Raw genomic sequence first — 14136 nt, 5'->3', positions numbered from 1 at the left:
GATATGTTGAAAGCATGAATAGCAGAATAAACATTACCTGTTTTATTTCATGCAACTGAACAAATATGATGAAAACTATGTGTATAGTTTTTTGCTTGCTTTTTCAGTAACTCTAATGAAATCATGGTCTTCATTGTTTAAAGGCAGTATTTTTAACATTATTGCTATTCAGCATTAAGCACAAAAAGGGATATATAATATTATTATGTAAACTTAAGGTTTTAAAAGGAAAATGTAATAATTAATAGAACATGTAGAAGGAGATGCTTAAATAGTTTGAAGGATGGGAGATTATTATGGAGCATTTACAATCAATAGCACAAGCTGTTATAAGTGGTCATAAGGGAAAAGTAGTGAAGTTTATAAAGGCGAGTCCAAGTATTGTTAACGAATGTAGTGAAGATGGCTGGACACCACTTCATTTAGCAGCTTATTTTGGACAAAAAGAAATAGCGAGTTTTCTTTTAGAAAGCGGTGCAGATATACATAGTAGAGCGAAAAACGAAAATGAAAATACGCCTTTGCAAGCAGCAATCGCGAACAAGCAAAGTGAACTTGTTGCTTTCTTAATTGAAAAAGGATCAAATGTAAATATTATGCAAAGTGGTGGCTGGACAGGACTTCACGAAGCGGCATTATTAGGAAATGAAGAAATAATTATGCTACTCCTTAAAAATGGAGCTAATAAGATGATAAAGAAAAATGATGGGAAAACAGCGTATGATATTGCATTAGAAAAAGGATATGATCACCTTTTACATCATTTGAAACAGGAAGTGAACTTATGATGAATAAATGGAGTGTTGGTATATTTTTATTTAATGAAGTAGAAGTGTTAGATTTTGCAGGACCATTTGAAGTTTTTTCTGTAACTGAGGTGAATGAAGAAAAACCATTTACTGTTTATACAGTTAGCGAGAATGGAGAAATGATTACAGCAAGGAATGGATTGAAGGTACAGCCAGATTATAGTATTGAAAATTTACCACCAGTGGATATTTTAATAATTCCGGGTGGGCTAGGTGCTAGAAAATATGAAATAAAAAATGAAATAGTAATAAAATGGATTCGCCAACAAATGAAAGAAGTAAAGCTGATGACTTCAGTTTGTACAGGAGCGTTATTACTGGCGAAAGCAGGTTTACTGGAAGGGTTAAAAGCAACAACACATTGGGCTAGTATTGAAAAGTTTAAAAATGAGTTTCAAAATGTTGAAGTTATAGAAAATGTAAAGTTTGTAGATGAAGGACATATTATAACATCTGCCGGAATTTCAGCTGGAATTAATATGGCATTTCATATTGTGAAAAACTTGTTAGGTGTGCATGTTGCGGAGGACACAGCGAAGCGAATGGAGTATGATATTAGTTTGCCAAATTAAAAAGCCCGGATTGGGCTTTTTATATTGAATGAATATAGTTAAGCTCTTCATCACTCAAAATAGGGCGAACAGATGCATTTGCATTTTCTTGTGCTTGCGTTCCTGACTTCGCACCAGGAATTACAACACTTACTGCCGGATGAGAGAGTACATAGCGAAGTGCAAGTTGCCCTAGGGTCTGATTTTTTTTTGAGAGCAACCGAAGTTTCTCTACGGTTTGTAAGTCTTCTTGAAACCAAGTTTCATTTGGCCAATCTTTGCGTAAATCTCCATCTGGAAAAATTGTTTTATTTGTAAATTTTCCAGTTAAAATGCCCATTTTTAATGGACCACGAATAACAGCCCCTAGATTTTTCTCTTGTAAGAATGGTAATATATCTTTTTCTGGTTTTCGATTTAATATATTGTAATCAAGTTGTACGATATCAATTTCGTTGTTGTTATTGAAATGATGAATGTATTGTAAATCATGAGTCGAAACACCGACTGCTCTTACTTTGCCATCACGTTTTAATATGTCAAATGCACGTAGAAATGCTTCTGTTTCTCTACGATTATGCCACCAAATATGACAAAAATAAAGATCAATATAATCTGTTTGAAGACGTTGTAAACTTGTTTCAAATACGGCGATGATTTTTTCAGGAGTATCATATACAGGAACGCCATTAGTGTCGTAGTGATGTCCGATTAAACCACCTTTCGTTGATAGTATAATATCATTACGATGTCCTTTAATCGCGGTAGCCACCAACTTTTCACTATGTCCTAAACCATACACATCCGCAGTATCAATAAAATTCACACCACACTCAATGGCTTTTTTTATAGCAGTTATAAATTGTTTATCGTTAACAGGTCCCCATTCATCACCACCGATTGCCCATGCCCCAAAACCTATTTCAGAAACAGTTATTCCAGTGTTACCTAATGTGCGGTAATGCATATTTCCCCTCCTTGTAAGCATGTTATAACATGGATATGTAGGGAAGGAATTTTGTGTGTGAAAAAACTCTTCTACAATAGTAGAAAAAGAATTACAGAAACTACTATTTTATAGCAGCATGTATAAAAAAAATCGGTGTAAATATGGAAATGTCGTCGAATGCTATCTTTAATTGGTTAATTTATGGGATATTTTTGTGAAGGAGTTTATTTTATAAGAATAGAATTTAGTTTAGTAAGAAAACGTGCCGATGGTAGTGAAAAATATGGGTTAGGGGGATTTGAATGAGGAAACTCAAACGAGTAAATGTTCCTAATATACCAGAGCAGTTATCACAACCTAGTGACAAGCGTAGGATAAATAAAAAGAAGTTAAGGCGACTTATTTTAATGGTCCTTTTTATTGCAGCAACTACTCTGTACGTTCAATATATTTTAACGAAACAACAAGAAGTAATTGATAAGAAGAAAGGTACGATTACGGATCAAAAGGAACAATTAGTATCTTTAAAGAAAGATAAAGATTCTTTAAAGACTAACATAGAAAATTTAACAGACGATGAGGAAGAAATTTTGAAGTTTGCGAGAAAAGAGTATCAATTTTCTAAGTCAAATGAAACTATATTTGTGATGCCCAAGTAATGAAAAAAATAGTTAGCCGTCGCTAACTGTTTTTTTTATGTATGAATGTAATGGTACAAGGAATAATCACATATTGTAAAAATGAAGAGTTTAAGCTATTTTCATAGATATGGAATATGCACTAAAATAAATGTTGTTAAAATTCTGTCAATTATATTATAATACAAGGGAAGCGGATACATTTTTTAATCAACGTTGAGTTCCTCGCTCATACGACTATTAAGAAACCCGTTATCCTCGTATACGAAAGGAAGATAGCTGTTGTACGCTTCAAATACAATTTATATCGTAGGGGATGCGAAAGCACCTCAAAATAATCCCATTACTGAAAAGTTTAAAAGCTATTTCGTAGCATTTGTACTTGTTAAGGATACAGGGGAAATTGTAGATGTAGACTGCTCAGCGACAATTGCATTAACATCTCAATTTGTTAAATATTTATTTCTACATAAAAATATAAATGACCCGGCGTTAGTAATGGAAGTAAAGAACCGATATTTCGGCTCTTCTCAAAAAGCGTTACTTGTAGCGCTAAAAGATGCACAGAAAAAATATAATCAGATTGCTGCTTTGTCTACTCAATCATAGACAAAATCCAGCCGTAAGAATCATTCTTATGGCTGGATTTTTTTATTTCACATTATCATCCTACATCAAAAGTAAACGGAAACAAAGTAGAGAGATAGGAGAGTAAATGCCCGATAGGTTTACTTAATAATCTGTGGGTATAAATCTCCGGTGGATTAAAATTTCACTTCATTGGAGAACGAAAGGATGAACAAAATGAAAATTACAGATGTAAAAGTAAATCGTAGACGTGTAAAACTTCATACACCGTTTAAAACCGCGCTTCGTACTGTAACAGAAATTGAAAGTATAGATGTTTATATTCATACAGATGAAGGAGTGATTGGTAAGGGAGCTGCAGCCGCAACGCCAGTTATTACGGGTGATTTCACCAGTGGAATAGAAGAAGCGATTTTAGGACCGATGCGTTCATGTTTAATTGGTCAAGATATCATTCAGTTTCAGCAGTTACTACAGCGCATTCAAATGAGTTGTATTAGAAATTCAAGTGCGAAAGCAGCGGTAGATATCGCTTTATATGATGTATATTGCCAATATCAAAAGGTGCCGTTATATGCATTGTTAGGCGGGAAGAAAGAAATTTATACGGATATTACAGTGAGTGTGGATGAGCCTGTATTAATGGCAAAAGAAGCGAAGAAACATATAGAAAAAGGATTTCAAACATTAAAGATTAAAGTGGGTAAAGAGGCGCATTTAGATTTGGAACGTATTGAGGCAATTCGAAATGTGGTACCAAGAAATACGACATTACGTTTAGATGCGAATCAAGGTTGGAGTCCAAAAGAAGCGGTCTCTATCATTCAAGGGATGGAAAATCGTAATTTAAATATAGAATTTATTGAACAACCAGTACACGCGAAAGATTGGGATGGGTTAAAGTACGTCAAAGATCGTGTGCAAACGCCAATTATGGCCGATGAAAGTATATTTTCAGCAAGTGATGCATTAAAGCTCGTTCAAGGAAGATATGCAGACTTAATTAATATTAAATTAATGAAATGTGGTGGCATACGTGAAGCATGGCGTATTGCAGATATCGCAGAAACAGCTGGTGTGAAGTGTATGGTGGGAAGCATGATGGAATCTTCACTTTCCGTTAGTGCTGTTGCGCATTTAGCGGCAGCGCATCCTAATATTCATTATTTTGATCTTGATGCACCGCTTTGGTTAATGGAAGAGCCGGAAGGAATGACTTATTCTGGATCAAAGGTAAACCTTCAATCGACAGTGAATAGTAAGTCTTAGGAGAAGAGACTAGTAAACTATTTTTTTAAGGGGGATATATATGAAAAAAGTAGGAACTGCATTTTTAACAACTTTATTTATATTTTCATCGTTTACATCGGCAAATGCTGAAGAAAAGAAGGATAATAAAGCATTTATAGATGTATCTGCTGCAACGTTATGGACAGCACCTGATGCATTAAGGCCAATCGATACACCGAGTGCAACAAATCCAGTGGATCTATGGAAATGGACGAAATCAATGACACTTGACGAGAAACTATGGTTAACAAATGCAAATAAATTAGAAACACAAGCGTTACTCGGTCAAGAAGTAACTGTTATTGATAAGAAAGGCGAGTGGGTGAAGGTATTAGTGCATGGACAGCCAACGCCACGAAATGAAGAAGGTTATCCGGGCTGGATGCCTGAAAAGCAATTAACATATAATCAAGAATTTGCAGATAAAACAAATGAACCTTTTGTGTTAATAACAAAGCCAACAGCGATTTTATATATAAATCCTTCTGAAAAACATAAATCACTTGAAGTCAGTTATAATACAAGACTGCCGCTATTAAGTGAAGACACAATTTCATACCGTGTATTGTTGCCAAATGGTCAGAAAGCATGGCTACGAAAAAATGATGGAACAGTTTACCGCTCTCAAACTGATATTCCAAAACCGACCGCTGATGATTTAATTAACACAGGGAAAATGTTTTTAGGTTTACCGTATATATGGGCTGGTACAAGTGGTTTTGGATTTGATTGCTCTGGCTTCACGCATACGATCTATAAATCGCACGGCATTACAATTCCGCGAGATTCTGGACCGCAATCAAGAGCAGGGGTTGCAGTTGATAAAGAAAACTTACAAAAGGGAGATTTAATTTTCTTTGCACATGATCAAGGGAAAGGTAGTGTCCATCACGTTGCAATGTATATTGGTGATGGCAATATGATTCACTCACCAAGAGCTGAAAGGTCGGTAGAGATTATACCACTAAATACACCAGGATATATAGAAGAATACGCTGGTGCTCGTCGTTACTTACCTTAAAAATAGAGGGGGTTTTTAAATGAAAAAAGTTGTTCGTTACTCATTAGTTAGTACTCTATTAGTTTCTTCATTTTTAGTTGGCTGCGCAAAAGAAAAAACTACAACAAAGCCGAAAGATGAAAAGAAAGTATTACAGTTACTAGAAACGGGTGAAATTCCGTCGTTAAACTCAGTGAAAGTCACAGATGCAGTCTCGTTTAACGTTTTGAATAACGTAATGGAAGGACTATTCCGTCTATCGAAAAATGATGAAGTAATTGAGGCAGACGCACAAAAATATGAAGTGAGTAAAGATGGAAAGACATATACATTTCATTTGCGTGATGCGAAATGGTCAAACGGAGATCCAGTAACCGCTCATGATTACGTATACGCTTGGAAGCAATTGATTAATCCAGATACCGCTTCTCAATATGCATACATTGCGTACGATGTGAAAAACGCTGAGAAGATAAATAAAAAACAACTAGGTCTAGATGAATTAGGAGTAAAAGCGAAGGATGATAAAACGTTCGTCGTAGAGCTAGAACATCCTGTACCGTATTTTACGAAATTATTAATTTTACCATCCTTCTATCCAATTAACGAAAAATATGCGAAAGAGCAAGGTGATAAATACGGATTAGAAGCAAATAAAGCGGTATATAATGGACCATTTACATTATCAGAGTGGAAGCATGAAGCTAGCTTTACAATGAAGAAAAACGATAAGTATTGGGATAAAAAAGAAGTGAAGTTAGATGAAGTAAACTATCAAATTGTAAAAGAAATTTCAACTGCGGTAAATTTATATGAAACAGATAAAGTTGATAGAGCTGTTATTTCTACAGAATTCGTGGATAAATATAAAAATAATAAAGAGCTAAAACAATATACAGATCCAGTTATGTACTTCTTCCGATTTAATGAAAATGTACCGATTCTTAAAAATAAAAATGCACGTCTTGCGCTAAGTACAGTTTTTGATAAGAAAGGACTTGCGGATTCATTTTTAAATGATGGTTCGGTTGCTGCAAACTATTACGTACCAAAAGGATTTTTAAAGGGACCAGATAAAAAAGATTTTAGAAGTACGGCAGGTGAGTTTAATAAAACTGATGTAAAAAAAGCGAAAGAATATTGGGAAAAGGCAAAGCAAGAAACAGGTACAGATGAAGTGACGTTAGAACTATTAAATTATGACTTAGAAAACTTTAAAAAAGTTGGAGAGTACATTAAAGAGCAGCTTGAGAAAAATTTACCAGGTTTAAAAGTGAATGTGAAATTGCAACCACATACGCAAAAATTAGCACTAGAGAAGAAGAAAGAATATGAAATGTCGTTATCACGCTGGTTACCGGATTATCCAGATCCAATGACTTACTTAGAAGTATTCCTTTCTGGAAGTAGTGTTAATAATACAGAATATGCAAACCCAGAATATGATGCGTTAATTAAGAAGATTAAAACAGAATTAGGTAATGATGAAAAGGCTCGCTGGAAAGCAATGCAGGATGCTGAAAAAATGCTACTTGATGATGCAGTAATTGCACCGGTATTCCAGCGCGGATTATCTTACTTACAAAAACCATATGTGAAAGATTTATATGTACATCAATTTGGTCCAGCTACAAGTTTAAAATGGGCAGATGTACAAAAATAAAAGAATGGGGAAACAGACTTCACGTATGTGATAGTCTGTTTTTTTGTACAGTTCCGAATGAAATATAGACATTTCATATGTTTTTTTACGACTTAAAAATAAAATTATTACTAAAATTCCAGTGTGAAATTTATGTAGAATCTTGTATAATTAACGTGTTTCTATGGAAACATTTTCTTGCGCTATTTCTATAGGATTTAATAGAACAAGGAAGGAAACACATACATGTATATAATAGACAAATAGAATGGAACATCATGTATAGAGAAAAAGGAGAGAAAAGATGGCGTGTCAAAGACAAGGGTTACAAGTTAATAACGATAGAAAGAGGGACAGAAGATGAAAATGAAGCATGCTTTTGGTCCTATAATTTTAGCGTGTGTGCTTTTTTTCATTATCATTCTAATCCCATCGAAAAGTTTAGTATCGCTTATTAGTGATAAGAAGGTAGAAGATGCGGCTACTTCTTTACAAAAAGAGAAATTACAAAGTGTTTTCTTACAGCAAAAAATGTTAGATAATTCACAGTATTTACCGATGTACGGTTCATCAGAATTTTTACGAATGGATGCATATCATCCGTCTAATTATTTCAAAGTAAATCCAGCTGGTTTTACACCGTTTTTAATTGGAACTGGCGGTACACAAAGTTTAGCTCATATTTTAAATATGACATCTACTATGGATGAATTAGAAGGTAAAAAAGTAGTCTTTGTTCTTTCACCACAATGGTTTACAAAGACTGGTGTATCACAAGGGGATTTCACTAATAATTTCTCCAAACAACAAGCATATCATTTTATTTTTAATGATGAGATAAATCCAGAAATGAAGAAGCAAATCGCGAAACGGCTATTAGATTATAAAGTTGTTCAAGAAGATGATATATTAAAAAATTCATTAGAAGGTATTGTATATAATGATACGAAACATAACATAAAAGCAGGTTTAGTTAAACCACTTGCTTATATGCATCGAAATATTTTAGATCATAGAGATTTATTTAACTCTTTATTTAAAATCGAACCGATGAAAGAGAAAACAAATAGCGGACTTCGTTCAATTTCTTGGGAAGACGCACGTAAACACGCAGAACAAGAAGGGAAAGCTGAGTCTACTACAAATACATTTGGAATTGAAAATCCGTATTATCATAAGAATAATCTGAAGAAAAAACTTAAAGGTTTAAAAAACTTTAGAGCAAATGAAACATATGATGAATCACCAGAATATAATGATTTACAAATTATTTTAGATTTATTTAAAGAGAAAAATGTCAAACCGCTCTTTATTTCTGTACCTGTAAATGGGCCTTGGTATGATTATACTGGATTCTCGAAAGAACGCCGTGAAGTGTATTATAAAAAAGTTCGAGAACAGGTTGAGAAAGCAGGATATCCAGTAGTTGATTTCTCTGGCCATGAATATGATAAGTATTTCTTAAAAGATACGATTCATTTGGGCTGGAAAGGTTGGATTTATTTTGATGAAGCAGTGCAGAAATTTTATTCTGAGAAATAAAGTATAGAAATCGGAATGGCTATGAGCCGTTCCGATTTTTTTAGTATAGAGGATTTTGGTGAGGACAATTTGGGAATGCATGTATATCTTGAACCTGTCTATAATCATAATGTTTCATTGCGAACTGAGCTTGATAAAGGTATTCATACACATATAATTGACCATCATGCGCTGAACATAATACGCCGGAAGTTCCTTGCCCATTTATGAAGGAAATACCGATAGGGCGTCCGATTAAGTATGGTATTTTTTGCTGCCAATGCATAGGGGAATCACTCCTTTTTGAGATAATATACGAAAAGAATGATCGAATGGTTGCTTATCCATGTAAATGTAGATGGAAAGGTGTTATATAATTCTTGAAGATTAATTCATATATAAATAAAAAGCCGCTATAACTTCGAATGAATTTATAGCGGTTTTTATTATATTCTTAAGCAAGATTTTTGCGCTTTTTTGTCCATTTTTTTATAACGAAGTATAAAAGTATAAGTACGACGCCACCAATTGCAAATGATTTCACATACGGACCAGCAATATCGTTTATATTCTCCCAATTTTCACCTAGTTTTTCACCTAAATAAATGAAAATAATAGACCAAGGGATAATCGCAAGTGCTGTTAATGTAGTGAAACGTAGTAAAGGCATTTTTGTAATACCAGCAGGAATTGAAATCGCATGACGCACTACTGGAATGAAGCGTGCTGTAAAAATGACGCCAGTTCCGTAACGATTAAACCAATCTTCTGCAGCATCTATTTGTTTTTTATGTATGAAAATATATTTTCCATAACGTTCTAATATAGGGCGTCCGCCGTATCGTCCAAGCCAATAAATAAAGATTTGGGCAATAACACCGCCAATTGTACCGAATACAACTGCGCCTATAAATGAGATACTACCATTGAATACTAAGTATCCTGCATAAGCAAGGACAATTTCACTTGGGATAATCTCAATCATAAGTCCAAGCATAATGCCCCAATAACCTAATCCTTCAAAAAACGTTAATACTGAATGAATAAAACTACTTAACATTGTTGCACCTTCTAATTTATGGATTTTTGAATATATGCCCCTTTACTTAATAATATAAAAGGTTCACTATATGTATATTATACCTTATTCATATAGGGGATTGCTATTTCAATTCTTTTATGTCTCCCATAAGTATTATAGTAAAGGATATAAGCCACGTTTTCATGAAGGGTTAATGAAAAGATTATTAAAAATTTCTTATATATCAATGATAATAAACTGAAAATTAAGTATAATGGTATAAGTCTTTCATTTACAAAAATAGGAGGGAAACGTATGTATATTACAGATCCGATTTATGGACCAATCTCTATTCGTGATAGAGATATCCTTCGTTTGATAGATACAAAAGCATTTCAAAGGTTGGCGAATATTAAACAACAAGGACATACTTATTTTTTACATAAGAACGCAATACATACGAGGGAAGAACATTCGATAGGTGTATATGTGCTAGTAAATAAAGTAATAGAACATCTTACTGAGATTGGTGACATACATTTATCGAAATATGAACGAAAGCTAGTATCTACTGTAGCCCTTCTACACGATGTTGGACATGGGCCATATTCACATTGTTTTCAGCAAATATCGGGTGAAGATCATGGTGATTGGACGGTACGAATCATTCAAGAGGACGAAGAAATACGTACGATTTTAAATCAAACACCTAGATTATTAGATGATGTAACGAAAGCTTTAACAGAAGATGGATTTTTTCCAATTATAGATGAGCTCTTATTTAATTCATTAGGAATGGATCAATTAGATTTTTGGAATAGAGATTTATATTACTCATCGCTTGAATTAGAAGGTTTACAGATAGAAGAATTGATTGCTAACATGCGTTTAATTGACGGTAAACTTGTTATTGAAGAATCGGGAATCCCCTTCATTGAACAATTAATGAAAATGAAAGAAGGGCTTTACAATAATGGATTTGGCCACCCGTTTGTGATAGGAAAAGACATATTGCTGCAAACAATTTTTAAAATGATAGAGGAGAAAAATCTTTCGTTCTATACTCCTGAACTTCAAAACTTCTTTCATAACGGAGAGAAGTTAGAAGTAGAGGACTTTCTTCCGTTACAAGATGAAATCATTTTAAATGAAATAAAGTACTTTGCAAAATCAAAGGACGTACAATTAGCGACGTTAATTCAGCTTTATTTTTCAGAAGCCAAAAGTTTATCTTTTGAAAAAGGACTAGAGGGTGATTTTAAAAAGGAAAATAGCACTTTAGCAGTAATAACTGAGAAAAAGGCGTACAGTTCATATGTAGGTGGTATTTACGTCTATAGTGAGGGGCAGTTAGAGGATATTATAGAAAAATCCCCTTTTATTCAAGCGATAGTAAGGTTACCTAAAAAAGAATATGCATATTCAATTTGAGTTGATTTTGAAACTTCAAAATGCTTTGTGGGGAATAGACAAAATGAATATTCTCTTATCACCTAGACAGGTACTTCACTTTCAAATAACGAATTATAATGTTAATAAAATTTTTATAGAAAATTAACGTGATGAAGATGAAATTATGAAAAAGAAATTATTAGAAAAGGCCTCATATCTACATAAAGCAGAATTAGAACAATTACTTAAAGCTATATTAGTTTCTGAGAAAGCTCATGAAGGGCAATTTCGCGTTTCGGGTGAGCCGTATATTACTCATCCATTTGCAGTTACAGAAATTTTGTTAGATTGTAAGGCAGATATTATAACTTTAGTTGCAGCATTACTACATGATGTGGTGGAGGATACAGATTATACAATTGAGTATGTACGTAATATATTCGGTAAAAAAGTGGCAGATATTGTAGAAGGGTTAACTAAAATTGATAAAAAACAAATCCCTAATAAAGAAGAGTATGAAGCAATAAATTTAAAGAAATTATTGTTAGCTACACATGGAGATATCAGAGTGGCTATTATAAAAGTGATAGATCGTCTACATAATATGAGGACTTTACAGGTGAAAGCTGTAAAGAAACAAGTTCCTTATGCAAATGAAACACTCAAAATTTTCGCTCCGATTTGTAAAAGGCTGGGGCTATTTCATATTCAACACGAGTTAGAAGATTTAGGTTTTTATTATCTTAATCATTCTAAATATAAGGGAATGAAAATACTTTTACAAAATTATGTTAAGTTATTAGAGGAGTTGTCTCAAAACATAAGGCTAGATATAAAAAATTTTCTGAATCGAACTTTAATATTTGAAGTGGACTATGAAGTAATCCCTATTTATACAGCTTATTCTCGTCTCCAAGATATTCAAGACATTACAGCGGTGTCAAAAATAATCATAACAGTCTCAAGTAATTTAGACTGTTATAAAATATTAGGGATTATACATCAACTGTACAAACCAATTCCTCATCAATTTGAAGATAACATAGCAATTGAAAGTGAAAGTGATGTATTAAACAAATACTTAAAGACCAAAGTGGTGATCAATAACCATGAAATAGTGATATGTATTGAAACAAAAATAAATCAGGAGATACGATATAAAGGGGTATTTCATATTCTTACAAAAAGTATAACTGATAAGGATATGCAAAATATAATTCATAAATTGATGGATCATTTTATTAAGACAAATGATCTAGTAACTCAAGATGCGATTGAATTTTATGATTTAGTATCATATGAACTATTCCAAGATAACATTGTAGCATTTACTCCTAAGTTAGATTCCGTGAAATTACCGCAAGGTTCTACTGTAATTGATTTTGCTTTTGAATTAAACCCTGAGATTGCTAAATATATGTCAGGTGCTAAAGTTAATGGTATAAATAAACCGATAACAACGAATGTTTCACATCTAGATATCGTTGAGCTTTTGGTAACTGAAAACATTAGTAATGTGAGACAGGGTTGGTTAAGTTTTGCTAATAGCTCAAAAGCTCAAATCGAAATTTGTAAAGAGTTACAAAGATGAAGGAATTAAATTTATCGAGAAAATTTGTCCGGAATTTAATAGAATGAAATAATCATTTTTGAATTAATAATAGGCGCTTACAATTTTTCATAATTAATACCTAGAAAAACAAGCATCCACCTGTTCGAAATATATAACAGGTGGATGCTTGTTTCCGTTATAAAAAAATAGAAGCATTTCTGCTCCTATTTTTTAAGGCTTCACATCTAAGTTCTGTAAAAATAAAGTTGCTGTTACGTAACGCTTTGCTAACATTTGTACATAAGCGGTATGTACAGAAAGGGTCGCAATGATAATAGCGTTACGAATTGCTTCGCGTTGTTCGTTATTAATTTGATCGAACTTGCTTGCGATTTTATCAGCTTTTTCTTTTACAATGTTTTCAATTGTATGAACGGTATCTGTTGCATTTAATTGTAAGCAATTCCCTTGATTGAGTTCTTCAAATAGAGAAGAGTATGCTACATATAAATGAACAGGATTGATTAAATCATCACTTCGATCGGCTGGGTCATTTACAATAAGGCGTAATAGCTTACGAATGGATTCAAAATCAAGTGCTGTTTTTAAATCTTCGACAATAAATAGTAAGGCTGCTTGTTCAATTGAATATTTTTTCCCTTTTTGAGGAGAGCCAATCATTTCTTTTATATCTCGTTTCACCCAGTTTTGCATAGCAGTTACAGAGAAACTTGTGTTTTCAATCTGATTGCCAAGCGCAACTATTTCATTTAAAGAAAAACCGACATCAGTATCGTCAATTTTAATCAGCTTTTCAAAAATAGGTGAAAGTGCGGTAGTAATAAAAGCTGTAACGCTTTGTCCGCTTTCAATATCTTTTTTATGTGACTTTGCCCAAGCTTCTTGTAAAATACCGAGAGGCTTTTTCGTATTCCATCCTCTTAGTGATAGAAGAAGGGTAGCCATTTCGTTTCGTGTGAGATGAAATGTTTCCATCTTTTCACCTCCAAAATAATAAAAAGTTCTTATGAACTTATAATATGTTTTGTTTCATTTAAAGTCAATTCTGTTTTGCTTAAATTTTCCTTTGTCACCAAACTGTCGGAAGTAAATAATACTTGCATATTTCAACAAAAGTTCATATAATAAGTTCATAAGAACCTTTAAAATGTTCTTAAAAACA

14 protein-coding genes are annotated in these 14136 nt (G+C 33.2%); 10 read left to right on the top strand and 4 right to left on the bottom strand.

Features of this window, described 5'->3' with window-relative positions; translation table 11 throughout:
• Positions 1 to 296 precede the first annotated feature (296 nt).
• Together BCG9842_RS13790 and BCG9842_RS13785 are read left to right on the top strand one after the other, a co-directional pair.
• A complete protein-coding gene (locus BCG9842_RS13790) occupies positions 297 to 788 on the top strand; it encodes an ankyrin repeat domain-containing protein (RefSeq protein WP_000400677.1) in 492 nt (163 codons plus the stop codon).
• Entirely contained in the window at positions 785 to 1381 is a 597-nt protein-coding gene (locus BCG9842_RS13785; protein WP_000981426.1) for a DJ-1/PfpI family protein, read from the top strand. Before BCG9842_RS13790 ends, BCG9842_RS13785 begins: the two co-directional genes overlap by 4 nt.
• Positions 1382 to 1400: 19 nt before the next feature.
• On the opposite strand, the gene BCG9842_RS13780 is transcribed toward BCG9842_RS13785, so the two are convergent.
• Positions 1401 to 2327, bottom strand: a complete 927-nt coding sequence (locus BCG9842_RS13780; RefSeq protein ID WP_000559367.1) for an aldo/keto reductase — start codon at positions 2325 to 2327, stop codon at positions 1401 to 1403.
• Positions 2328 to 2611: 284 nt separating this feature from the next.
• Between BCG9842_RS13780 and BCG9842_RS13775 the strand changes: the two genes are divergently transcribed.
• The 6 genes from BCG9842_RS13775 (at position 2612) to dltD (ending at position 9009) form a co-directional block, all read left to right on the top strand.
• A complete protein-coding gene (locus tag BCG9842_RS13775; protein WP_001228728.1) occupies positions 2612 to 2968 on the top strand; it encodes an FtsB family cell division protein in 357 nt (118 codons plus the stop codon).
• 261 nt (positions 2969 to 3229) lie between these two features.
• Positions 3230 to 3556 (top strand): DUF3870 domain-containing protein, encoded by a 327-nt coding sequence (locus BCG9842_RS13770; RefSeq protein WP_000271316.1) that lies wholly within the window; start codon positions 3230 to 3232, stop codon positions 3554 to 3556.
• Positions 3557 to 3742: 186 nt separating this feature from the next.
• Positions 3743 to 4804, top strand: coding sequence for a dipeptide epimerase (locus tag BCG9842_RS13765; RefSeq protein WP_001038454.1), 1062 nt, complete (start codon positions 3743 to 3745; stop codon positions 4802 to 4804).
• A 40-nt stretch (positions 4805 to 4844) separates the two neighbouring features.
• Positions 4845 to 5846: a C40 family peptidase gene (locus BCG9842_RS13760; RefSeq protein WP_000755414.1), complete on the top strand. Its 1002-nt coding sequence runs from the start codon at positions 4845 to 4847 to the stop codon at positions 5844 to 5846.
• A 19-nt stretch (positions 5847 to 5865) separates the two neighbouring features.
• The gene (locus tag BCG9842_RS13755; RefSeq protein ID WP_000758266.1) at positions 5866 to 7488 is read left to right on the top strand and encodes a peptide ABC transporter substrate-binding protein; all 1623 of its coding nucleotides are present in this window, start codon (positions 5866 to 5868) and stop codon (positions 7486 to 7488) included.
• A 339-nt stretch (positions 7489 to 7827) separates the two neighbouring features.
• A complete protein-coding gene (gene dltD / locus BCG9842_RS13750; protein WP_000782294.1) occupies positions 7828 to 9009 on the top strand; it encodes a D-alanyl-lipoteichoic acid biosynthesis protein DltD in 1182 nt (393 codons plus the stop codon).
• 40 nt (positions 9010 to 9049) lie between these two features.
• Here dltD and BCG9842_RS13745 read toward each other — a convergent pair whose 3' ends face one another.
• Positions 9050 to 9274, bottom strand: coding sequence for a hypothetical protein (locus BCG9842_RS13745; RefSeq protein ID WP_000558692.1), 225 nt, complete (start codon positions 9272 to 9274; stop codon positions 9050 to 9052).
• 168 nt (positions 9275 to 9442) lie between these two features.
• Complete coding sequence (locus BCG9842_RS13740) at positions 9443 to 10048, bottom strand: DedA family protein (RefSeq protein ID WP_000952913.1); 606 nt, start codon at positions 10046 to 10048, stop codon at positions 9443 to 9445.
• Between the two features lie 276 nt (positions 10049 to 10324).
• Here BCG9842_RS13740 and BCG9842_RS13735 point away from each other — a divergent pair, with 276 nt between their 5' ends.
• Both BCG9842_RS13735 and BCG9842_RS13730 read left to right on the top strand, forming a co-directional pair.
• Complete coding sequence (locus BCG9842_RS13735) at positions 10325 to 11440, top strand: HD domain-containing protein (protein WP_000275993.1); 1116 nt, start codon at positions 10325 to 10327, stop codon at positions 11438 to 11440.
• A gap of 145 nt (positions 11441 to 11585) precedes the next feature.
• Positions 11586 to 12992 carry an HD domain-containing protein gene (locus tag BCG9842_RS13730; protein ID WP_000727980.1) on the top strand — a complete coding sequence of 469 codons (1407 nt, stop codon included), beginning with the start codon at positions 11586 to 11588 and terminating at the stop codon, positions 12990 to 12992.
• A gap of 192 nt (positions 12993 to 13184) precedes the next feature.
• Here BCG9842_RS13730 and BCG9842_RS13725 read toward each other — a convergent pair whose 3' ends face one another.
• Positions 13185 to 13949, bottom strand: a complete 765-nt coding sequence (locus BCG9842_RS13725) for a DUF1836 domain-containing protein (protein WP_000447231.1) — start codon at positions 13947 to 13949, stop codon at positions 13185 to 13187.
• Between the last annotated feature and the right edge of the window lie 187 nt (positions 13950 to 14136).

Origin of the sequence: Bacillus cereus G9842, assembly GCF_000021305.1 — a bacterium.
Taxonomy (GTDB): Bacteria; Bacillota; Bacilli; order Bacillales; family Bacillaceae_G; genus Bacillus_A; species Bacillus_A thuringiensis_S.
This window is presented reverse-complemented; position numbering and strand designations above follow the sequence as displayed.